Consider the following 21,471-nt stretch of genomic DNA (forward strand, 5'->3'; position numbering starts at 1 on the left):
GTGTTAATGGTCTTGTAGTTGGGTATCGATTCGACATTGCTCCTTGTACTTTACGAAAACAAGGATAATTTTGTAGTCATTGATCGGAATATTTGGCTCAATAATTCAATCTTGATAGCCCCCTAAAATTCTAGTTGTATTATAATGTGAGATCCTTGAAATGATGATGTAAATGCGGTAACGCTAATCCTAGAACTTGAAGGATTTTTTCATTAAATCGTATCTCTGAAATTTGCTATGTTTGCTATGTATTGCGGTTGCGTTTTTTAAATGGTTTTAGCGTTTTGAAACGGTATTGGAAGTTTGTATTAGGGTCTCCATAGGCTATCTTATTGATTTTGTTAAATATTCGCTTCTAGTAATTATCGACTAATGATGATGTTCGATCCACCAGTAGTGACGATGCTTACAATTACTAATCATGTCCTCAGCATGATGATAAATTGCAGTGGGTAGGATACCAACAGTGATAATAGAATTATTTTGTATAATGTTGCTCATCTTCGTTTAAACACTGAATTAAGTGAATCATATCTTTTGGGAGAGGAGCATGCCATTTCATCGTCTGCTGAGTAACCGGGTGGATGAGGCGCAAAGTAGATGCGTGTAGCATTTGGCGGCAGGAAGCACTTAATGCCGCTTTTAGTGTAGCGGAGAGATGATTCGGGATACTGATGTGTGTGCCGTAGACAGGGTCGCCTACGAGAGGATGATGGATGTGTGCCATGTGAACGCGGATTTGGTGCGTACGGCCGGTTTCCAGGCGCAAGTGGATATGAGTATGGGCTCGATATCGGTGAATGATGCGAAAATGTGTTTTAGCAGGGCGGCCAACACCGCCATCCGCCATTGATGGAGTGATCGCCATCCGTGTTCGATGTACAGGATGGCGCCCGATAGGTGCTTCAATGGTTTTACCAGAGATTAAAATCCCTTTGACAATAGCTTCATATTCCCGGGTAATTGCTTGCATCTTCATAGCTTTGATCAGATGATGATGGGCAAACAATGTACGGGCGATAATAAGCAATCCGCAAGTGTCTTTGTCTAGTCGATGGATAATGCCTGCTCTAGGGATAATTGCAAGATATGGATCGTAATGTAATAGTGCATTAACCAGGGTTTGATTAGGAACTCCTGCGCCAGGATGGACGACTAACCCTGCAGGTTTGTTAATAATAAGTATTGCTTTGTCTTCGTAAATGATATTTAAAGGAATGGATTGAGGAACCCAGCGTTCAGCTGGTGCCAGTTGGGTAGTAATTTCAATCACTTGATTGGTCTGTACTTTTTCTCTGGCTAATATTTTTTGCTGATTATTCGAAGTTACATGTCCATCTCGGATCCAGTCTTGTAATTGTGAACGAGAATAATCTGGAAACAATTTAGCTAGTGCCTGATCTAATCGCGCCCCATTTAATTCAGCAGGAATGGTATTTTTTAAAAAGATTGTTCTCGGACTCATTATAAAAACATATTCCTATTGTTATCTTCTCGCTTTTTGTATATTTAGTTGCTTTAGTTCTTAGGGGACTTAATCTATAATAGCAATATTTATGTGATCAGTATAAAGAAAAACTCATGAAAAAATTACTTTTTATTGTTGTCGTTTTACTTGAATTAATCGTAATCGGTTGCACCAAAAAGAATGTGGATCCTTATTGCGTATCTCGTAACAAAACTCCAATGGAGTTATTGAATACCGGGGAGAAAGCACTGGCAAAAGAGAATTATGTTGAAGCGGTTAAAAATTTTAAAGCGTTAAATGCTATTTATCCTTTTTGGCCGCGTGCCCAACAAGCTGAGCTTGACACTATTTATGCTTACTATAAAAGTGGCGACATGGCTTCTGCGATTATAGCAGCTGATCGTTATATTCATCTGTATCCACAAGGTCTGCATGTAGACTATGCGTACTACATGCGCGGCGTTATTGACTTCGATTTTGGATTATCCTGTTTGCAGAAGTTAGCTGATGTTAATCCTGCTGCTCATGATGTGAGTACTTTACAACAATCATTTGCTGCATTTACTACGCTCGTTCAAAATTTTCCACATAGTTTATATATATCTGATGCGCTCACTAGAATGCGATATATTCGTAATTTAATGGCACAACGCGAAATTACGATTGCAGAGTTTTATATGAAAAGGTACGCGTATTTAGCAGCAGCTAATCGAGCCAGTTATGTCGTTCAACATTTTCAGGGATCGCCCCAAGTTATTAAAGGTTTGGCTATCATGGTACAAGCATATCGGGCACTGAATTTACCGAAAATAGCAGACTCAATTTATCATTTGTTGCAAACTAATTATCCTGATGCACCTGAATTAAAACTCTTGATAATCTGAAATTTTTTAATTTTTTGGGCACTCTTCCAGTGCATTAGTTTGGTGATTAATAAACATTTTCTAGTTGTTATAACGATTCCCTTGAGCTAAGGAGATTGCGATTTCTCGAGACCGTGTTGAGTTAAATAAATTCTTTAGTAGTCGGGAAAAAACGACTTAGTGTCGTCGTTTAGATGATAACTTTAAGTAAGGGTTTTCAAGGGTGCTGTCTTTTTTCGTACGAAGGTCAGTTTCTTTTAGTAACACTGATAATCGCTATTCATTTCATTTTCCAGTTCCTAATGATACCATTGCCATAATGGGGCACTTTGTTTTAGGATGAAACAGCAGCAGGTGTTCGATTTCGTATGAAACGTATTAGAGAATCAAAATTAAATTAAAATTAGATTAAACTGTATTAGTTGGTATAAGGTTGTGGAATTTTAAGAAGGCTCTTGAGAAGGGGTAACGTTTAGTTATACCAATTCTAGAAAAGTGTTTAAACCATTCCATTGCCAATTTTGTGTTAGACTGATGAATTGTATGCCACACCACATTCAAAAAGTCGGCGGTTTAGGCGGACATATCTTTCGTCGCTCCCTTCATGTGGCGATTTTATTCATTCCTTTTCTTTATTTCACTCATGCAGAAACAGTAGCCCAATTCACTGGTTTATCCCAAAAAATTTACTACTAATTATTATTGCGTTAACTATTATATTTGAAATTGTGCGATTAAAAATGGGGTGGATATTATGGGGGCAGCGTGAAAGAGAAGTCAAAAATATTTCATCCTTTACATGGACTGTAGTTAGCCTTTGTGTGGTTTTACTGTTAGCGCCGGGAAAACAATATGCTATTCCGATTATTGCATCGTGTGCTTTCGTTGATCCTTTTCTAGGAGAGCTTCGTCGAACTCAACTAAACAGGGCATGGATTTTTTTATTGCCATGGTTGTTGTGATGCTAATTTGGGGGATGGCTGTTTGGTGGTTTAAAATTGACTGGTTATTAATTTTATTGATGGGGCCAATGGTTGTTATGTTGGAATGGCCTAATTTTTGGATCGACGATAATGCTTTGGTACAATTAGGGACGCTTTTTATTATACTAATACTGTATGGGGGAAGGGTTGCTTGATATTATCTTGCTTTCGCTCAGTAGCCCAAGCCAAGAGGTGATGAAGTGTGATATTTAAGTTAAGGTCTTTTGTTGTTTTAGGAATTCTTATCAGGAGGGTTCTTATGTTGTTTCATACATAGGTCATTTACTCCTCAGTAAAATAGCGGAGTGGCCCTTCTAGTATTTAAAGCTTCTCTCTTTTTTCTTTTTCTTAATAAGGTTTTTACTGTTTATCAAATGTTTTCTAGTGCGTCGCTGGATTTTTGCTTAAATTTTATCCATTTATTATGAGTGCATATAAAACTATCTTTAAACGGAGCATCAGCATTAGTTAGAGGAGATTCAGGTTTAGAAAGTGAACTTTTTTGTAGATGCCGGATTAGAAAAAATTGCAATATATTCTTTTAAAATAAAATTATCGGAATCAAAACAAGTGGTTATATAGGATCCTAGGTAGTCATTGCGCGATGATTAATTAGTAACTAGGAAATACTATGGTTGGATTGCCTCATTCCTGAATCTATTTTGGGGCATCTTAAAAAGCACGGATTTTTGAGGATTAATTATTCTGAAAAATATAGGGTTAAAGAATTTTCAGTATTGGCTCATACTCAAATTTATAAAAATTCCACAGTATGAGTATTTCTATCAGTAGCGTGGTGGTGTCCTTAATTCATTAGGGACCTGGCCTTATTTTATGGTGAAAAAGATCAAAAAATTATTATTTATCGGGGGTTGGGGTTTTAGAGGGAAGGCAATTGCTTATTTTGCATCAACAAATTTAACGCCAGTACTATCAAGAATTAGAGAAAGGCATAATTTTGGCATTCGGTTAAACTGGAATGAACGTTGTGAGTTAGTACCTATTGCTACACCTATTGAGCTGGCATTAATTATAGATCCTGATTTAATCTGCAATCGTAATAACCCAGGAATTACCTTTACTTTAATTCCGCGGCTAGTATACTGACGTTGCAATTAAGCAACGCATAGTCTTCTCATGGAAAGTCTTGCTGCTGAAGCTGGGGGAGCTGTTTCTTTAAGTTCTTTGGTCAGTGACGAGACAAAAAAAGGGCAGTATATTGAAAGTAGTGCTTTTGTACACTTTCTCTCCCACTGTTTGTCATTAGTTTCGTTTGTTCACTGGCAAATTTTGTAGCATATGAGAAGAACCGACACACATTTCCAATAAGTAAAGGATATGTAATCGATGATACTGTCATGGACAAGCAATGAAGACGGAAAGAAAGATTATCTGAGAGCAATTGGTGGCATACTGAGTTATCTTGGATCGGCCCCTACCCTGATGAAATATCATTCCTTCAAGAAAAGCAAGAAATGACCCCTCTCGATGAAATGGATATGTAGGAGTTTATTATACCGCATTGAAAGACGCCTATGAATTTTAGTAAATTTACCTAGCTGCTTGGGTAGCAGTTTATTTAAAGAGAATTATTTTTCTATTATGATCATGATAGAGTTGTGTTTATATCTAGCCGTGTCCTAAAAATGTTTAGCACAAAAATTGTTCTCGAGATACTTCAAAAATCCTATTACGGGAAACGCTTAATATCGTCATGCAAGTTATTAATGTCGATTATTTCTCATCAGAAATTTTACTATTGCTGTCTGCAAGATAAGTGGGGATAATAAAAATTGAGTTGAAAACCCTACCATGGGGATGCTACCTAAAACCCGAAACCCGTACATGCGTGAGACACCTATCGCTCTTTTGATTAGGGATCAGGGACCTATTGCTTGCTATCAACATTCAGCAGAGATCAGTCTGAATATATGTCTTCATAGGCATAGTACTATATCCTGATCCCAATAAGACTTCAGATTCAATTTGATGAGAAATTGATACTAAATTTTACTCGGTCATCACCTGAGTCCATTCAGGCACAAAATGAACACGGCACTTATCCTGATATCGTAATAAATTTCACTGAAATTTCAGTGAAATTTGATTCAGCACCTGAAGACCATTTTGATTTTCATCCAGTGAACTTTTACAAGTACTTTGAATAGCTATTTTAAAGATTTGACATCGGAAAATTCTCATATGGCCTGTCAAAAAAGCATGAAGAGATAAAACGCATTATTTTACTTTGCGTCTTTATTTATCTAGAGGGTTTGGTAGCGCTGGTTTCTTGTAGCAAGGGTTAGCGATAATTGACAGATAAATTCTGAATGAATGATCAGGGATTAAGATAATCCAGCAGTTGCATAGTCTATTCTAGAATGCTATGTTACCGTTCTTGTCGTAGGCACGTAGCTCAGTGGCAGAGCACCACCTTGACATGGTGGGGGTCGTTGGTTCGATACCAATCGTGCCTACCATGTAACCAAGGATGTTACTAACCTAACAATTTTGTATATATTCTATGACCGAATGTAGCAGTCTTTTGGTATCACCGGATTCTAAGTGCGAGTTTCTTTTATAAATATATAGGTAAGTTATTTTGGCTATTACTTTACTACAGATTATGGGTGGAGTTTATGGGGTGGAAAATCGCCGTTGACTTCTCCACAAGATAAAATTCGGCGTTATGGACGTTGTAGGTGAACGATAAGACTAGATTGGCTAATCATTTAGATTTTAGAACACTCTCTTTAAGGGCAGGCGTTTGTAATAGGTATAGATATGGTTATCGACCTGATTGAGTTGCTCAGCGATATTTAGCTGAGCAATCCCGCACCGGAGTAAAGTTAGATAAGAATAAATTAAGGGGTGGCATCGCCCGTTTAAAAGGATGGTCACAAGCAAATAGCAGACTGATATCAGGGCCCGAAAAAATCAGACAGGTCCTTCCTTCCCCCTCCTTTCCCCCCTGAAACTACTTACGTATATTAAATAGTGAAACTAATAGTGAAACTGGCAAGCACAGAAAATTAGTGTGTAAAATATAGCCGTAGGTATCAAAAAGAGTATTTTAGTCAATTTTTAATAAAATAGACAAGGAGTTAGGAATTTGCATGTATTCTTTAACTCTTTAACATGTGAAACATAATTATGGTTCCATGTTGTGAATTATATAAATCCTGTCAAAATGGATGTTATTGAAATGTAAATTACTTGTTATGAGGATATTTATAAAATCGAGTTGTGAGAATTGAATAATCGTCGATACATTGAATAATCTCCTAACTACAAAAAGAAGTGCTTTATTAGTATAAGAAGCTTTTGTTGATTTTTGGCTACAAGTATTGAGCTTGGTTACTGTCTCTATTTGAATGCCACTAGTTAACTTTGAAGCAGGGTAGATGGTGCCCCTGCCGAGACGATGTGTAAATGTGTAGGTTATCAGATTTAGAGGACGAGGGGATAGTAGAACAAAATATTGAGTATCCCTGCTAGCATTTGGTATGCACTAGAAGATTCTTGAAATCTAATCCTAAATTTCATAACAGATAATGGTTTTTCTGTTATCATAGTGAAATTAATTCAGGTCTTTCCCTGAGAAGCCCTCTAGTCATCTTCAAAAGATTACTAAGTAAAATCAAGATTCTTTTTTATGGAATTTTGATGCAATAATTCACGAAGCTACAATAGGGCAACAAACAGTTATCGTATAAAATTAAAATGGATAGAGAAAGATAAGAACCATACTGTACTGAAAAGTAGCGTTTATGATGCATCCTGTCTCCGTAAGTTTCTTCTGAGGGTTAGCTTATTCTTACAATGAATGTAGTTCTTCTAGATCTTTTGCGTCGATAGCTGCTTTCAGTGCACAATGAAAGCCTCACATAGGTGCGACTTATCTTTATTCGGTCAAGATTCATAACATCCTGCTTATTCATTTCTCGTCTGGTTGGTTAATTGAAAATCACTGCTTGTTAATTTTCATCATTATCAATTAGTTATAGAGAATGAAAATTGACCATTTTAATTAACTTAAAAATAAAATATTCTAATCTTTGGAGATCTAAAATTGTCAAGAAATTCGATAAATTGGATGAAAAATAATCGACATTAAAATAAATGTTTAAGTCAGCAGGCTCCTTTTACTTTCGTAAAAATGATAATTCATGCTACTATCCTAAATTTCTTGAGGAAAGCATATTCTTTATGCCAATAATCCGACTCTCTGACGGGAGCATAAAAAAATTTGAAAATCCGGTAACTGTTCAAGCTGTGGTAGAGTCCATGAGACCTTCGCTTTTGCAAGCCGCACTGGCAGGAAAAGTGGACGATCAATTGGTGGATTTGTCTTACTTCATTGATAAAGACGTTGCGCTTAAAATTATTACCGACAAAGATCTCATTGGTCTGGAAATTATTCGCCATTCGACTGCGCACTTATTAGCACATGCTGTCAAAAAGTTATTTCCCACTGCGAAAACGACTGTTGGTCCTGTGATCAAAGATGGTTTTTGCTATGATTTTGCTTTCGAACGCTCCTTTACGCCGGATGATCTTAAAAGTATTGAAAAGAAAATGGAAGAATTGGCCAAAGACAACCTCGTGGGTGAGCGAAAGGTATTAAGCCGAGAAGAAGCGCTGGCCCTTTTTAAAAAGATGGATGAGACGTATAAGGTCAAAATTATTCGCGCAATTCCAAAAGAGGAGACGCTCACTATTTATCAACAAGGCGATTTTATTGACTTATGTTATTACGGCCCACATGTTCCTCGCACTGGCTATTTAAAAGCCTTTAAACTTACGAAATTATCGGGTGCTTATTGGCAAGGGGATAGTAGTAATGAAATGCTGCAGCGGATTTATGGAACTGCTTGGTCCGATACTAAATCTTTAAAATCTTATCTCTATTGTCTCGAAGAAGCTAAAAAACGAGATCACCGTACGTTGGCGAAAAAAATGGATCTTTTTCATTTTCAGAAAGAATCGCCAGGCAGTGTATTTTGGCATCCCAATGGCTGGAGTATTATTCTTCAGATGCGCGACTATATTGGCCATATAACACGCAAATATGGTTATCAGGAAGTAAGTACCCCACAACTTATTGACACCATTCTTTGGGATAAATCCGGGCATTTGGAAAAATTTGGTGATGATATTTTTACATTGTCCCTTGAGACTCAGCAGTACGTGATTAAACCGATGAGCTGTCCTGCGCACGTCCAAATATTCAATCAAGGTGTTAAAAGCTATCGCGATTTGCCCATCCGCTATGCTGAATTTGGTGCGTGTCATCGCAATGAACCTTCAGGCACGTTACATGGTTTAATGCGATTGCGAAGTTTTGTGCAAGATGATGCGCATATTTTTTGTACGGAAAACCAAATTCAGACAGAAATATTAGTTTTTATTGATCAATTACACGAAGTTTATGCCGATTTTGGATTCACCGAAGTCATTCATAAACTTTCTACTCGTCCTGAAAAACGCATTGGTAGTGATGAAATGTGGAATAAAGCGGAGCAAGCGCTATCAGAAGCCTTGGATTGCAAGGGGGTCGAGTGGAGCGTATTGCCAGGTGAGGGCGCTTTTTATGGTCCTAAAATTGAATTTTCCTTGCGAGATTGTCTGAAACGCATATGGCAATGTGGTACAGTCCAGGTGGATTTTTCCATGCCTGAGCAATTAGGCGCTCATTATATCGCTGAAGATGGTTCGAAAAAGCCGCCCGTTATAATCCATCGTGCTATTTTAGGCTCTTTTGAGCGTTTTTTAGGGATTTTATTAGAAGAGTATGCTGGTGAATTGCCTTTATGGTTAGCCCCTGTTCAAGTTATCGTGATGAATATCACGGACCGCCACGCAGATTATGTATGTCAAATGGTAGAAAACCTTCAAAATCTAGGAATTAGATCTCGATTAGACTTGAGAAATGAGAAGATCAGCTTTAAAATCCGCGAACACACTATTGCGCGCGTACCTTATCAGGTTATTATTGGTGATCGAGAAGTTGCTGATGAAACGCTAGCAGTGCGGGCATTAGGGAGTGAAAAAATAGTAGTAACGCTGGAAGAGTTTGTACACCAGTTACAGGCTGAAATTAATCAGCGAAGTCGAAAGAGGAGATAACGTATCAGATCGAAACGAACACGTGTTAACAACCAAATCCGTTCCTTAGAAGTGCGGTTGATTGATGAAAATGGTGAGCAAGTTGGGGTGGTAAGAACTGATCGAGCCATTGTGATGGCTGAAGAAGCTGGTCTGGATTTGGTCGAGATTTCCCCTACTGCAAAGCCACCAGTTTGCCGAATCATGGATTTTGGTAAATATCAATTCGAACAAAGCAAACAAAAAACTGCGCAAAAGAAAAGGCAGCAGTTAATTCATCTTAAGGAGGTGAAATTTCGTCCAGCTACTGATGTAGGCGATTATCAAGTAAAATTACGCAAAATAGCCGCCTTTTTAGAGCGTGGTGATAAGGTAAAAGTGACTGTGCGCTTTCGGGGACGTGAAATACAACACCGCGAATTAGGGATCGAGTTGTTGAACCGGATAAAGCGCGATCTAGGAAGCATTACCATTGAGCAAGACCTAAAAATAGAAGGTCGCCAGATGATAATGGTGATTATGAAAGGTAAGGGTGAAACCAACATTAAAAAAAAGAGTGAAGGGCATGCCGAAATTGAAGACTAATCGAGGTGCTGCAAAAAGATTTAGGTGCACAGGTTCTGGTGCTATCAAACGGGCATCCTCAAATCATAACCATATTTTGACAAAAAAATCGCAAAAGCGTAAACGTCGCTTGCGCGAATTGCATAAAGTTGCTAAAAGTGACTTGGAGGCAATTCGGGAACTGTTAAAGCACTACTAATTCGTTGTCCCGCAGTTCCCCCCTAACCATAGATTCAGTGAACGTCAACATTTAGATATTTCTGAATCCACGGGCTGAAAGTGAAGAAGATAGTGGAGAAAGAGAGATGCCAAGAGTGAAACGAGGGGTCACCGCAAGAGCGCGGCATAAAAAGATGCTCAGTAAAGCAAAAGGTTATTATGGTGCACGTAGCCGCGTGTATCGAGTTGCAAAACAAGCGGTGATTAAAGCAGCGCAATATGCTTACCGAGATCGCAAGAAACGCAAGCGTCAATTTCGCGCTTTGTGGATTGTTCGCATTAATGCAGCTGCTCGTGAGTATGGACTTTCTTATAATCGTTTAATTAATGGTTTAAACAAAGCTAAAATTCTTATTGACCGAAAAAATCTGTCTGATTTAGCAGTCAATGATAAAGTCGCCTTTCTAGAGTTAGCAAAAAGGCTAAACTTGAATTAGCTGAATAATGATGCAATGATGCGTGACTTCATGCAGGATCAGCTAAGCTCTCTTTTAAGATCCGTAAAAAAAATGATTGAAGAAGCACAAGATGAATCTATGCTTGAAAAAGTTCATCTGGTCTGTTTCGGAAAAAAGGTGAATTAACCAAACTACTAAAATTTGTAGGTCAGTTATCTGTCAGTGAACGACCACTGATTGGAAAAGCTATCAATGAAATTAAGCGTGAAATTCAAGCTTTAATCAATGAAAAATCATTGACACTTCACGAACGAGCACTTCAAGAAACATTAATTAAAGAAAGAATCGACGTCACTTTACGTGGTCGTTACGATATTCAAGGTACAATTCATCCGGTCACTCGTGTTGCAGAGCGTGTTATCCAACTTTTTACGAAATTAGGATTTCAAATTATGGAAGGCCCTGAAATTGAGGATGAATATCATAATTTCGAAGCACTAAACATTCCTCCTGAACACCCGGTACGCACCATGATAGATACGTTTTATTTTTCTGGTGATAAGCTACTATTGCGAACGCATACATCAAATGTTCAAATCCAGGAAATGAAAAAACGAGGCGTGCCAATTCGACTGATTGCAATAGGACGCGTTTATCGCCGCGATTTTGATTCAACACACACACCGATGTTCCATCAAGCAGAAGGATTAGTAGTAGATAAATATTGTACCTTTTCTGAATTAAAAGGTTTATTGCAACAATTTTTGAATTGTTTTTTTGAAACAGAATTTCGTTTCCGCTTCCGTCCCTCTTATTTTCCCTTCACAGAACCATCGGCCGAGGTTGACATTTATCAAACGAGTACAGGTAGATGGTTGGAAGTGTTAGGCTGTGGTATGGTACACCCTAACGTTTTGCGTAATGTAAATGCAGATCCGAATAAATACAATGGATTTGCTTTTGGCATTGGTTTAGACCGGCTCGCTATGTTGCGTTACAATGTACCGGATTTGCGTTTATTTTTTGAAAATGATCTACGATTTTTAAGGCAGTTTTGACCCATGAAACTTAGTGAAGCATGGCTGCGGGAATGGGTAAATCCACCTATTAGCACTGAACAATTGGCAGAACAACTGACGATGTCCGGATTGGAGGTTAGTTCTGTGCAACCGGTTGCGCATCCTTTCGAAAAGGTGGTCATTGGGGAGGTAATATTGAAGGAAAAACACCCAAACGCAGATCGATTATTTTTTTGTCGAGTGAATGTTGGTGAAAGTGAGCCTTTGGAAATTGTTTGCGGCGCACCAAACGTTCGTGTGGGTTTAAAAGTAGCTGTGGTTTTAGTAGGAGGCCGTGTCGGTGATCTTAAAATTAAAAAAACTAAATTGCGTGGCCTTCCATCAAACGGCATGATTTGCTCGGAGCGCGAGCTTGGATTATTTCTTGATTCAACTGGCATTATGGAATTACCGAGCGATGCGCCTATTGGAAAAGATATTCGTGAATATTTACAACTCAATGATCATATTATTGAGATTGAATTAACACCAAATCGGGGTGATTGTGCCAGTTTACGAGGTATTGCCAGAGAGTTAAGTGCGATTAATCAATTTCTCCTAAGAACGCCGGAATTGATAACTATTTCACCTACAATTAATGAGGTTTTTCCCGTCAGTGTAGAAGCAAAAAAGCATGTCCGCGTTATGTGGGGCGAATTATTCGCGATATCAGTAGCAGGGTATCAACGCCGCTTTGGATGCGTGAACGATTGCGTCGTTCAGGATTGCATTCTATTCATCCAGTAGTAGATGTTACTAATTACGTTATGCTAGAACTAGGACAACCTATACATGCTTTTGATTGGGATCGATTATCAGGTGGTATTGAGGTGCGCTTTGCGAAAGCGAATGAAAAAATCATTTTAATTGGCGAAACGGAAGTAAAGTTAAATAAGCGTACGTTAATAATTGCCGACAATACTCGACCCAAAGCCATCGCAGGGATTATTGGCAGTTCTGATTCCGCTGTTAATAAAAAAACGAAACATATTTTTTTAGAAAGCGCTTACTTTTCACCTTCGAACATTGCATTAACTGCACGACGTTGTGGTATGTATACGAATTCTTCATATCGTTTCGAACGCGGTGTTGATTTTGAGCTTCAAACCTTCGCGATGGAAAGAGCAAGCAAATTGCTATTGTCAATTGTTGGAGGGAAAGCGGGACCCATTGTTGAAAAATGTACTAATGAGACTCTTCCAGAAATATCCATCCTTACACTACGACGCGAACGGATTAAAAATCTGCTTGGAATTAAAATTAATGATGAAGAAATTCAGCGAATTCTCCAATTTCTAGGGATGACGGTGGTTGAAAATAAAGAAGGATGGCAAGTTACAGCTCCAAGTTATCGCTTTGATATTACGCAAGAAGCTGATTTAATTGAAGAATTAGTTCGTATAAAGGGTTACGAGCAAATTCCGCCAACCTCTATGAAATGCGTTCTGACGATGTCTCCTGTACCGGAGACACACGTGAGTGTCGCACGGATTCGCCGCTTGATGGTAGATCGCGGCTATCATGAAGTAATTACCTATAGTTTTGTCAACAATGATCTCCAGTCCATGCTTAACCCTGACGTTGTTGCGTTGCGGCTTGCAAACCCAATCACCCATGACATGGATGTCATGCGAAACAGTTTATGGCCTGGGCTTGTTTCTGTTCTTAAATATAATCAATCTCGCCAAGTACAACGCGTCCGGCTTTTTGAAATAGGAAGATGCTTTCTTACGGAAGAAGGCGAGGAACGACAGATAACAAAACTGGGAGGATTGCTAGCTGGCAATGTGCATAGTCTCCAGTGGGGAAAACGTGAGCGTTTAGTAGATTTTTACGACTTGAAAGGAGATGTTGGTGCGCTATTCTCTTTGACTCGGGCTGATTTCCACTTTATGCGAGGCAAGCACCTAGCTTTACATCCAGGTCAGTGTGCGGCTGTTTATAGAGAAGATCGTTGCTTTGGTTATCTGGGTGCCCTGCATCCTACTTTAGTGCGGGAGTTCGATTTGACAACAACCCCTTATCTCTTTGAGATCGAGCTTGAGGCGATAGAAACGGCTATACTCCCTCAATATGAAGCTTTATCGAAATTTCCTGCAATTCGACGGGACATCGCCGTCGTGGTAAATCGGGATATGGAAGCAACGAGTATTGAAAAAGAAATTGCTAAAACAGCTGGGCAATTATTGATCACAACAGAAATTTTTGATATATATGAAGATCCTAAGCATATTAAATTTGGAAAAAAAGTGTCGCTTTAGGATTGACCTTTCAAGATCCAAGGCGCACTCTGACAGACGAAGAAATCAATCAAGTCATTGAACGAGTAGTTGTTAGACTGCAGTATAAGTTCAATGCAAAACTAAGGGCATAGCCAAAATGGCACTCACAAAAGCTAAGCTTGCAGAATATTTGTTTAATGTTGTTGGGTTAAATAAACGAGAAGCGAATGAAATAGTCGAATTATTCTTTGAGGATATTCGTTTTTCATTAGAACAAGGAGATCCAGTAAAATTATCCGGATTTGGTAATTTTACTTTGCGCGATAAAAATCAGCGACCTGGTCGCAATCCTAAAACGGGTAAAGAAATTCCTATTACGGCGCGGCGTGTAGTGACATTCCGTGCAGGACATAAACTAAAGTCCAAGGTGGAGAAAAATGTCAAGCCAGAAGAAAGAAAATTTTAATAAATCGGTTGATTTACCTCCAATTCCTGAAAAGTTATATTTTACCATCGGCGAAGTTGGAAAGCTTTGTTGTTTGCGCCCCCATGTTTTACGTTACTGGGAACAAGAATTCGGTCAACTTTCTCCATTAAAAAGACGCGGTAATCGTCGTTACTATCAACTGAAGGATGTCCTCATCATCCGAAAAATACGCCATTTACTTTATAGAGAGGGTTATACGATTGAAGGAGCAAGGCAGAAACTGTCTGAGGATGCTTCTAAGGATAAGCAGGAACATAAGCTTTACGAAAGTATACGGTATACTATTTCTGCACTCGAAAAGATTGTATCCGGGTTAGAATCAGGTTAATAATCGTAGTCTTGTTACAGTTTTGTAAAAATCACTGTTAAAGGTCTTGCAAGAGCACGTTAATTAATCCTCCTAATCAAGTCTTAAAATAGTAGTAGTAAAAGAAGAAAAGCGATTGTAATGCGAAAATACAATCCGGGGCGTGGCGGGACGTAGCGCAGACTGGTTAGCGCACTTGCATGGGGTGCAAGGGGTCGCAGGTTCAAATCCTGTCGTCCCGATTGAATTGGTCACAAGGCTTAGTGTAGAGAGTTATTCTATGTCATTTTGATCGCACACAATTCTGTGCTTGTTATTTCCATGTTTTGTAAAAGCTGTCGAGACATTTTTGAAGGTAAAGCAAATATTTTAGTCTGAAAAACATTTTTAATAGAAACTTCCATTGTTTGATAACTTAACTCATTGAGAGGGTATAGCAGAGAATGTAGTTTTTGACGTGCACTGGTTTCATTATTATTAAGCTTACAAGATATGTTACCTTGTCTAAGTATCTCTAAAAATTCATCATTTTATTTTACTCAGGTATGTTCAGTGTTAATGAAATTTTCAGAGATACTAATCTTTACATCCGTGTTTTTCTTCTTTAATCGCGCTGTGTAAATTTTAATAAAGACAAATGAGTCGAAGAAAATTTCATTAATTCTTTGGCGTAGATTTTACCATAAATTTCACGATTTATGGTGATGAGACTGTGTATAATGGTGCGTTGCAACACATGTTTTTTATCAGAATCTAATTGATTTCCAAGTAAATAAAATTAAAAAATATATTTGAAGTTAAAGGCATGATTAAAAGTTAGCCCGTTCAAATCCTTAACAATCTTTCCATCAAGATATAAATACTGCCAAAGATCATTGCATCCAAAATAAGTGCATCTACAGTTATCCATGCAATTAACAGAGGCTCTAAGTTATCAGATTATGCTGAAGGGGATGGAAACTTTTGTTTGTCGATGGTGATAAGTAAGGGGGTAGCTATCACATGATTAATTAGAAGTACAGGTATGGTAGTAACTTATGATTACTAAAGACCAATACTAATTTTTGTAACAGATTTCCTGAACCTAATATAGACGTTAGTAATTGCTTGGTAAGCCTTTACTCTTATTCGTTCTCGCTTTCATCGGCTAAATCCGATGATTAATTTTGTATCTCTTGAGGAATTAATTCAATTACATTCGCTTTTGAGAATTGCTCAATGAACGGTCTAACAAGTAATTGATTATGGAAGAGATAGCTTTTTACAAAGAAATTAGTTTTTCGCCGAATAACCAGCAAGCTTGTGTTGCGCTAATATGAACTCTTTGGTCAACTATCATCATGCACAGAAATTAGTTTTGCCAGTTTTATGCCTCTTGAAATGAAATATTCTCCTCCTAGATGGATTTAATGATTATTGTATATTCAATCATTACAGTTAATCAAAACCCGAGATTAATTTAAATAAAAGAATTTTGAGAAAATTTTTTTATTAAATCAAAGAAAAAAATTTTTTGATACTATACTACCGTTTTGATAGCGAGAGGCTGTTACAGCAATAAAATAGTTAAATTGTATAATTGTAAGACAAGTCGAGTGGGGGTAAATGCTGTTTTTTCAGCATTCTGTTCTGTATAGCTTTTTTCTCCTCTAAAAGCAGTCTTTGAAAAGAAGGCCATTATACTCAATCTCTAGTTGCCATTTTTAACTCTTTAATAAAATCTTTAATCAAGTTTTAGAGAGGAATAGTTTGTTAGCATAGATAATTAGGTTTGCTAAGATCAGTAGATTGGTTGATTAATCACACTTTTAATTATGGATTATTTTTTCAATAAAAGAATTTTGCGAAAGGAATAATTTTTTCATCCCATAAGTCCTTCTCCTAGAAGATTTTTAAGCACTTCTTGTAATTCTGAATCATTAGTTTCAATTGTGGTAATTAAGTCACTATTTTAAGTCGTTAAAACTTAAGTAAATATGTCGATAATCTAAGAATTTCAAAAATGAACGAAATATGTTTTTAAATCTTTTTCAAATCGCTATCTATGTCATGTTGACCATTTCAATATGACTATTTTGTAAAGTGTGCTACAAGAAATTGGGGTAGTTTTCTAAATAATTAGCGGTGCAATAAGAGAAATTGTATGAAGAAACATGGAGATGAAAACTAAGTGCCAGCATAATCTCTATTTGGGCATCGTTGTGATAACTATTTTGATAACTGCCTATTTTCTCATAAGTCCATCCTCATTTATAACAGATTTATATTAGAGTTTATATTAGAGATATTAAATTTTTTTGGATATGAACTTTCTATAATTAAATCTTATCCTTTAATTTAATTTCTTCCACCATTCTGGTCTGTAGCATCTTTAGTTGTAAGAACGACAGAATAAAATGAATTTTTAGAGATACCTTTAAAATCTGGAGTTAGGATTTTTAGAATTAATAATTGTATTTTTTATTTGTATTAAAATTAGTTTTAGTTTTACCGTAAATTTTATCTTTAGGAAAGTATCATGGTTTGTTCATTATTTCTCTTGTTAGAAACATTGAACTGAGAACTTCTATACAACATAGAAAAAAGATAAATATTAATTTAACTTTATCGGCGTAAAATTCTTATTCGTTGGTAGGCATCCGAATTCTGAAAATGTTTGATAACTTCCTTTTAAAAAGGAAATAGGGCAACACTACTTGCGAATGTTTTGCTATGGCTTTTCCAATTCATCAGCTTCTTTTATTTCTTGTAATCTCGTTTTTAATATTTGACTGTCTCGATGATAATTCCTTTCCCATTTAATTAAAATAAATAGGATAATTAAAGATTTTTGATCTAGCGCACAAAGATTTAATGAATATTAAAGGATCGCTTTTTCAAAAAGATAATGCTTTTTAAATGATTCAATTATTAAAACTGATAAAATTCTATTTTAAGATAATCATCTAATTTAGCAATATTATTTTGAGGAAATCATCGTAAAAACTATGTGAATCTCTTGTTTTGATTTGTTTAAAAATGTTTTTATTGTATAGACGTTTACTTCTTGATAAAGAGTGCCTTTTCGTTCAGTGTTTTCATGACCTATGATCTTAACGATCATTAATCTTTTTTGAATCTTTTTAGGTAAACACTTCTTTTCCAAGCTTAAATGTGTCTGACTATATTGAGTGACTACTTTTGGCCATTTTTTTCTTTTGTCATTTTTGCTTTTTTGATTCACAGACTAAACGATCTTGTTTACGTGTAACGACCTCTTGATTCTTCTTGTAAAAATGATAAATTATTTTCATTGGTGTTTTTTATGGGGTAACGTATGGATAAAAGGCTATTGGAAGTATTGGCTTGCCCAATTTGCAAAGGAAAATTGGTTTGTAGTCAATACCAAGATATAGAAGAATTAATTTGCCATTTTGACAAACTAGCCTATCCTATTTGTGATGGTATTCCTGTTATGTTGGCTGATAGAGCTCGTCAATTAACTGTGAATGAAGAATAAGATGGAGTTTCGCGTCATCATACCTGTGCGCTATAACGCTTCCCGCTTGCCTGGTAAAGCGCTTGCTAATATCGCTGGTAAAACTATGATACAGCATGTATATGAATGTGCTATAAAAAGCGGAGCCAAGGATGTAATGATTGCTACTGATGATAAACGGATCTGTAGGATAGCAGAAGAATTTGGAGCTATCGTCTGTATGACTTCGTCAGATCATCAGTCTGGAACAGAACGCATTGCCGAAGCAGTCGTTACTTTAGGGCTAGAAGATAATGAAATCGTAGTATGTTTACAAGGGGACGAGCCATTGATTTCTCCGGAAGCTATTCGCAAATTGGCTAAAGATTTAGATAAACATGATAATGTAAAAGTTGCCTCGCTTTGCACACCTCTGACGAGTATAGAAGAATTGTTTAATCCGCACACGACGAAAGTTGTTTTAAATCGTCGAAATTATGCGCTTTATTTTAGTCACGCTCCTATTCCGTGGGATCGCACTACGTTTTCTGATAGGCAAAATATAAAATTAAATGGTTCTCACTATCGCCATATTGGTATATATGCCTATCGTGTGAGTTTTTTAGAAAAATATCTTTCCTGGGATGCTTGTTCTCCAGAAAAGTTAGAATCCTTAGAACAATTACGTATTTTGTGGCATGGCGGGCGCATTCATATGGTTGTTACTAAAGAAAAATGTTGTTTCGGCGTTGATACGGAAGAAGATCTCGAAAGAGTGAGAGCATATCTAAGCGAATAAGTCCGTCAATTGCCTTAAATTTTTATATTTCCTCCAATATTTTTACCTCTGACAAATGTCTTTGGATCTTCTTAATCGATTTGGTAAGACGAAAAGTATCGTCTCCGAGAAATGGTGACGATACCGGTAGAATCTTTTTGATGATAATCAAGTAATTGGGTAATAAACGAAGCTGAACCAGGGCTGATTTTGACGAATATTAACGTTTCGTTGTCCGTGATCTCAGGAATTAATTAAGTTAGAGGGACCTTTGATAGAAGGAGGACCGGACTCTTGGCAGACTATAAACGGTCATGATTGGCTTCATTTTATCTTCATTATGGTGTGTATTAATAGAAACTTAATAGCTTCTCTATTATAGGTTTTTAAGGTCATCGCAAACCACTATAAAGAAATACTATGTAGACTACCATTATGCATAAATAGTTAAAATGTTGACTAGATAAATACTATAATAAAATAACATAAATAAATAATTAGGATGATTCTCCATAAACACCTTTATATGACGAGAATAAGTATCATGTAAGTTATAAGTATAAGCTTTTAGGTGAGGTGAAAAATGGCTGTGAGGTTAAATTTCGTAGGAAGATAGGGTAATAAAACGAATCTAAAGAGGAATAAAATTGAAGTCTGTAGAAAACTTACCAAAGATATTCTTGTCTGTGCTGAGGGTATGTATTGTTTACTGTATAAGAAATAGTTCGATGGAGGGAGAGATAGCGGTGTCGCTCTATTGGGCGACAGTGGAGCTAAAAAATACATCTTGTGCTGCAACGTTATTAATTTATTATAAGTTCCTGATAATAGCTAGTTATATGACGACTGATGGGCTTGAATTTCGATTTTTATCCTCGGTAAGAAACTAAATCAAATCAATAAAAGCTCGTCGATTTACGTAGTAAAGTGGGAGCGGTATTTCAGCAATTGCATCTTTAGGATCTATCAAACGATTTTGCAGAATTTAATCGAAGCGTCGTGTCAGGTATTGAAAATATCAAAAGCGCAAACGATTAAAAGAGCAAAAGCGTTGTGAGAGCAGGTAGGGATTTTTAAAAAACGAATATCCGCACGAATCAGGTGACAAACAGCAGAGCTACTATCTCATGACGGAATTGATACCATTATTTGATGAATTTACTTTCGTTCTAGAGCTTAGAATGGTGACTGGTATGCGTAATTTGATTCATTATTTTGCTAAAAAAGTATAAAATTACTAACTGCTATACATGAAATAGAGTTTGTTCGCGAAGTAGCGCATCAGACTATCTTACTTTATAAGGGAAAATTAGTGGCAAGGTGAAACTGAATTCATGTTTTGTACCTTTAAAAAGTCGTGTTTTTGGTGATTTTATTGAATTGGTAGTGGATCGTTAGAAAAAGTTATTCTATCATTAAGTAGTTTTTTTGTTTCTTCTGCTTCAGCACTAAAGTCATAAAACTGGCTGCTGGGATGGTATATTTTCGTATTTTTATTTATAAGATACAGCTGGTTATATAGAAGGACTTGACACAGATATTATTCGAGCGCTTTGTAAGCAGATGCATGCAACTATCTAAGAAAAATACGGTAATAGGGTAGCGATCTAACGTTATCCAGCACAAGAAGCGTTGATGAATCTAGTTGCTGTACATATCGACGCATAGTGCGGGTAATGAGCGACGGCGATATATATTGATTGGCAATCCAATTTACAGAAAGTAGTCTGAAGTATTGAAATTACCAACAAATATGCTTTTTTTGTTATTCGAGGAATGCTGTTGCTAGTGCAAATTTTTATTACTTATTATGGGGTAGCACAGCCAACAATTCTATTAGTTGCAAAGAAAATCAATCTATAGTCCGTGTTAAAACAACCATTTGGTTGTGTGCAATTATAGTTTTAGTATTAAATCTACGCTCATGCATTATATGTTGTTGCAAGGTATATTCGTTCAGTATTTCACAGTCAAATTGAAGTGACATATGCATTAGGCTTGTCGATGTAGCAAACTTATCAATAAATATTATTCCTTATGCTTATTCGTATTGGTATTGCCTGCATATTCAAATGAAGCTATTATACTCCCAAAAGAAACATTCGTTGTCGGGACGGGGTTATATTAATGGATGTTACTGGGATAACACGACATTTAATTGCAATAAGTTGTAAAAATTATTAAGCTATTTTTGATTGCGGGAATTGTTTTATTTTATTTTAAACGCCTGATTGTGGATTTTTTGTTCTTTAAGAAGAAATTAGCTTATTAATTTATTAACCGTTTTTAATCGTGGCAATTCCTTCTAAAGCCAAAGAAAACGTTTATGGCGATTAAATTGCCTAGAAAAATAAGAAGTTGGCTATATTTGAGGAAATGTTAAATTCTGTAGATGATGTACCTCGTCGTCTGCCTTGCACTCAGAATTCAGGACAAATGAGTTGCGAGAGAAAGAACGAATAAGATATTCCACTTTTCGACAAGCTAAGCTAAACATTAATTGTGAAATAGTTACGTACTCAGGCACTAAATTTTTTAAATTTGCCAGATGCGTGGCAA

Annotated in this window: 15 protein-coding genes, 2 tRNA genes and 2 pseudogenes; 18 read left to right on the forward strand and 1 reads right to left on the reverse strand. The window is 36.7% G+C overall.

All coding sequences use genetic code 11. The annotated features are described in order from the left end of the window. Nucleotides 1-478 precede the first annotated feature (478 nt). Nucleotides 479-1,465 (reverse strand): 23S rRNA pseudouridine(1911/1915/1917) synthase RluD, encoded by a 987-nt coding sequence (gene rluD / locus LG660_RS00135; RefSeq protein ID WP_258267428.1) that lies wholly within the window; start codon nucleotides 1,463-1,465, stop codon nucleotides 479-481. Between the two features lie 116 nt (nucleotides 1,466-1,581). Between rluD and LG660_RS00140 the strand changes: the two genes are divergently transcribed. The 18 genes and pseudogenes from LG660_RS00140 to kdsB all read left to right on the forward strand — a co-directional run bounded on the left by LG660_RS00140 (nucleotide 1,582) and on the right by kdsB (nucleotide 18,933). After that, nucleotides 1,582-2,352 carry an outer membrane protein assembly factor BamD gene (locus LG660_RS00140; protein WP_258267429.1) on the forward strand — a complete coding sequence of 257 codons (771 nt, stop codon included), beginning with the start codon at nucleotides 1,582-1,584 and terminating at the stop codon, nucleotides 2,350-2,352. A gap of 522 nt (nucleotides 2,353-2,874) precedes the next feature. Then, nucleotides 2,875-3,027, forward strand: coding sequence for a hypothetical protein (locus LG660_RS00145; protein ID WP_258267430.1), 153 nt, complete (start codon nucleotides 2,875-2,877; stop codon nucleotides 3,025-3,027). A 44-nt stretch (nucleotides 3,028-3,071) separates the two neighbouring features. Continuing rightward, the gene (locus LG660_RS00150) at nucleotides 3,072-3,293 is read left to right on the forward strand and encodes a hypothetical protein (protein ID WP_258267431.1); all 222 of its coding nucleotides are present in this window, start codon (nucleotides 3,072-3,074) and stop codon (nucleotides 3,291-3,293) included. Beyond that, entirely contained in the window at nucleotides 3,281-3,469 is a 189-nt protein-coding gene (locus tag LG660_RS00155) for a hypothetical protein (RefSeq protein ID WP_258267432.1), read from the forward strand. Before LG660_RS00150 ends, LG660_RS00155 begins: the two co-directional genes overlap by 13 nt. 679 nt (nucleotides 3,470-4,148) lie before the next feature. Continuing rightward, nucleotides 4,149-4,421 carry a hypothetical protein gene (locus LG660_RS00160; protein WP_258267433.1) on the forward strand — a complete coding sequence of 91 codons (273 nt, stop codon included), beginning with the start codon at nucleotides 4,149-4,151 and terminating at the stop codon, nucleotides 4,419-4,421. A 1,298-nt stretch (nucleotides 4,422-5,719) separates the two neighbouring features. Further along, nucleotides 5,720-5,794: transfer RNA gene (locus LG660_RS00165), tRNA-Val, on the forward strand. 1,729 nt (nucleotides 5,795-7,523) lie between these two features. Beyond that, nucleotides 7,524-9,443, forward strand: coding sequence for a threonine--tRNA ligase (gene thrS, locus LG660_RS00170; protein WP_258267751.1), 1,920 nt, complete (start codon nucleotides 7,524-7,526; stop codon nucleotides 9,441-9,443). Nucleotides 9,444-9,446: 3 nt separating this feature from the next. Further along, on the forward strand, nucleotides 9,447-10,007 hold the full coding sequence (gene infC, locus LG660_RS00175; RefSeq protein WP_258267752.1) for a translation initiation factor IF-3: 561 nt from the start codon (nucleotides 9,447-9,449) through the stop codon (nucleotides 10,005-10,007). Further along, a complete protein-coding gene (gene rpmI / locus LG660_RS00180; RefSeq protein WP_258267434.1) occupies nucleotides 9,988-10,185 on the forward strand; it encodes a 50S ribosomal protein L35 in 198 nt (65 codons plus the stop codon). Before infC ends, rpmI begins: the two co-directional genes overlap by 20 nt. 106 nt (nucleotides 10,186-10,291) lie before the next feature. After that, nucleotides 10,292-10,642: a 50S ribosomal protein L20 gene (gene rplT, locus LG660_RS00185; RefSeq protein WP_258267435.1), complete on the forward strand. Its 351-nt coding sequence runs from the start codon at nucleotides 10,292-10,294 to the stop codon at nucleotides 10,640-10,642. Nucleotides 10,643-10,672: 30 nt separating this feature from the next. Further along, nucleotides 10,673-11,661: pseudogene (gene pheS / locus LG660_RS00190) on the forward strand (phenylalanine--tRNA ligase subunit alpha). Nucleotides 11,662-11,664: 3 nt separating this feature from the next. Beyond that, nucleotides 11,665-12,408 carry a YtpR family tRNA-binding protein gene (gene ytpR, locus LG660_RS00195; RefSeq protein WP_258267436.1) on the forward strand — a complete coding sequence of 248 codons (744 nt, stop codon included), beginning with the start codon at nucleotides 11,665-11,667 and terminating at the stop codon, nucleotides 12,406-12,408. After that, a pseudogene (gene pheT, locus LG660_RS00200) lies at nucleotides 12,309-14,035 on the forward strand (phenylalanine--tRNA ligase subunit beta). Before ytpR ends, pheT begins: the two are co-directional and overlap by 100 nt. Nucleotides 14,036-14,040: 5 nt before the next feature. Next, nucleotides 14,041-14,349, forward strand: coding sequence for an integration host factor subunit alpha (locus LG660_RS00205; protein WP_258267437.1), 309 nt, complete (start codon nucleotides 14,041-14,043; stop codon nucleotides 14,347-14,349). Next, nucleotides 14,321-14,698: a MerR family transcriptional regulator gene (locus LG660_RS00210; RefSeq protein ID WP_258267438.1), complete on the forward strand. Its 378-nt coding sequence runs from the start codon at nucleotides 14,321-14,323 to the stop codon at nucleotides 14,696-14,698. The genes LG660_RS00205 and LG660_RS00210 overlap by 29 nt, the downstream gene beginning before the upstream one ends. 146 nt (nucleotides 14,699-14,844) lie before the next feature. Continuing rightward, a tRNA-Pro gene (locus tag LG660_RS00215) sits at nucleotides 14,845-14,919 on the forward strand. Nucleotides 14,920-17,993: 3,074 nt separating this feature from the next. Continuing rightward, nucleotides 17,994-18,176 carry a Trm112 family protein gene (locus LG660_RS00220; protein WP_258267439.1) on the forward strand — a complete coding sequence of 61 codons (183 nt, stop codon included), beginning with the start codon at nucleotides 17,994-17,996 and terminating at the stop codon, nucleotides 18,174-18,176. Further along, nucleotides 18,166-18,933: a 3-deoxy-manno-octulosonate cytidylyltransferase gene (kdsB, locus tag LG660_RS00225; protein WP_258267440.1), complete on the forward strand. Its 768-nt coding sequence runs from the start codon at nucleotides 18,166-18,168 to the stop codon at nucleotides 18,931-18,933. The genes LG660_RS00220 and kdsB overlap by 11 nt, the downstream gene beginning before the upstream one ends. Nucleotides 18,934-21,471 lie beyond the last annotated feature (2,538 nt).

This window comes from Coxiella-like endosymbiont, assembly GCF_024730665.1.
GTDB lineage: Bacteria > Pseudomonadota > Gammaproteobacteria > Coxiellales > Coxiellaceae > Coxiella.

What these genes read in the sequence shown, in the direction of transcription:
- rluD (WP_258267428.1), bottom strand. Translation starts at nt 1,465, where the DNA reads ATGAGTCCGAGAACAATCTTTTTAAAAAATACCATTCCTGCTGAATTA.
- LG660_RS00140 (WP_258267429.1), top strand. Translation starts at nt 1,582, where the DNA reads ATGAAAAAATTACTTTTTATTGTTGTCGTTTTACTTGAATTAATCGTA.
- LG660_RS00145 (WP_258267430.1), top strand. Translation starts at nt 2,875, where the DNA reads ATGCCACACCACATTCAAAAAGTCGGCGGTTTAGGCGGACATATCTTT.
- LG660_RS00150 (WP_258267431.1), top strand. Translation starts at nt 3,072, where the DNA reads ATGGGGTGGATATTATGGGGGCAGCGTGAAAGAGAAGTCAAAAATATT.
- LG660_RS00155 (WP_258267432.1), top strand. Translation starts at nt 3,281, where the DNA reads ATGGTTGTTGTGATGCTAATTTGGGGGATGGCTGTTTGGTGGTTTAAA.
- LG660_RS00160 (WP_258267433.1), top strand. Translation starts at nt 4,149, where the DNA reads ATGGTGAAAAAGATCAAAAAATTATTATTTATCGGGGGTTGGGGTTTT.
- thrS (WP_258267751.1), top strand. Translation starts at nt 7,524, where the DNA reads ATGCCAATAATCCGACTCTCTGACGGGAGCATAAAAAAATTTGAAAAT.
- rpmI (WP_258267434.1), top strand. Translation starts at nt 9,988, where the DNA reads ATGCCGAAATTGAAGACTAATCGAGGTGCTGCAAAAAGATTTAGGTGC.
- rplT (WP_258267435.1), top strand. Translation starts at nt 10,292, where the DNA reads ATGCCAAGAGTGAAACGAGGGGTCACCGCAAGAGCGCGGCATAAAAAG.
- ytpR (WP_258267436.1), top strand. Translation starts at nt 11,665, where the DNA reads ATGAAACTTAGTGAAGCATGGCTGCGGGAATGGGTAAATCCACCTATT.
- LG660_RS00205 (WP_258267437.1), top strand. Translation starts at nt 14,041, where the DNA reads ATGGCACTCACAAAAGCTAAGCTTGCAGAATATTTGTTTAATGTTGTT.
- LG660_RS00210 (WP_258267438.1), top strand. Translation starts at nt 14,321, where the DNA reads ATGTCAAGCCAGAAGAAAGAAAATTTTAATAAATCGGTTGATTTACCT.
- LG660_RS00220 (WP_258267439.1), top strand. Translation starts at nt 17,994, where the DNA reads ATGGATAAAAGGCTATTGGAAGTATTGGCTTGCCCAATTTGCAAAGGA.
- kdsB (WP_258267440.1), top strand. Translation starts at nt 18,166, where the DNA reads ATGAAGAATAAGATGGAGTTTCGCGTCATCATACCTGTGCGCTATAAC.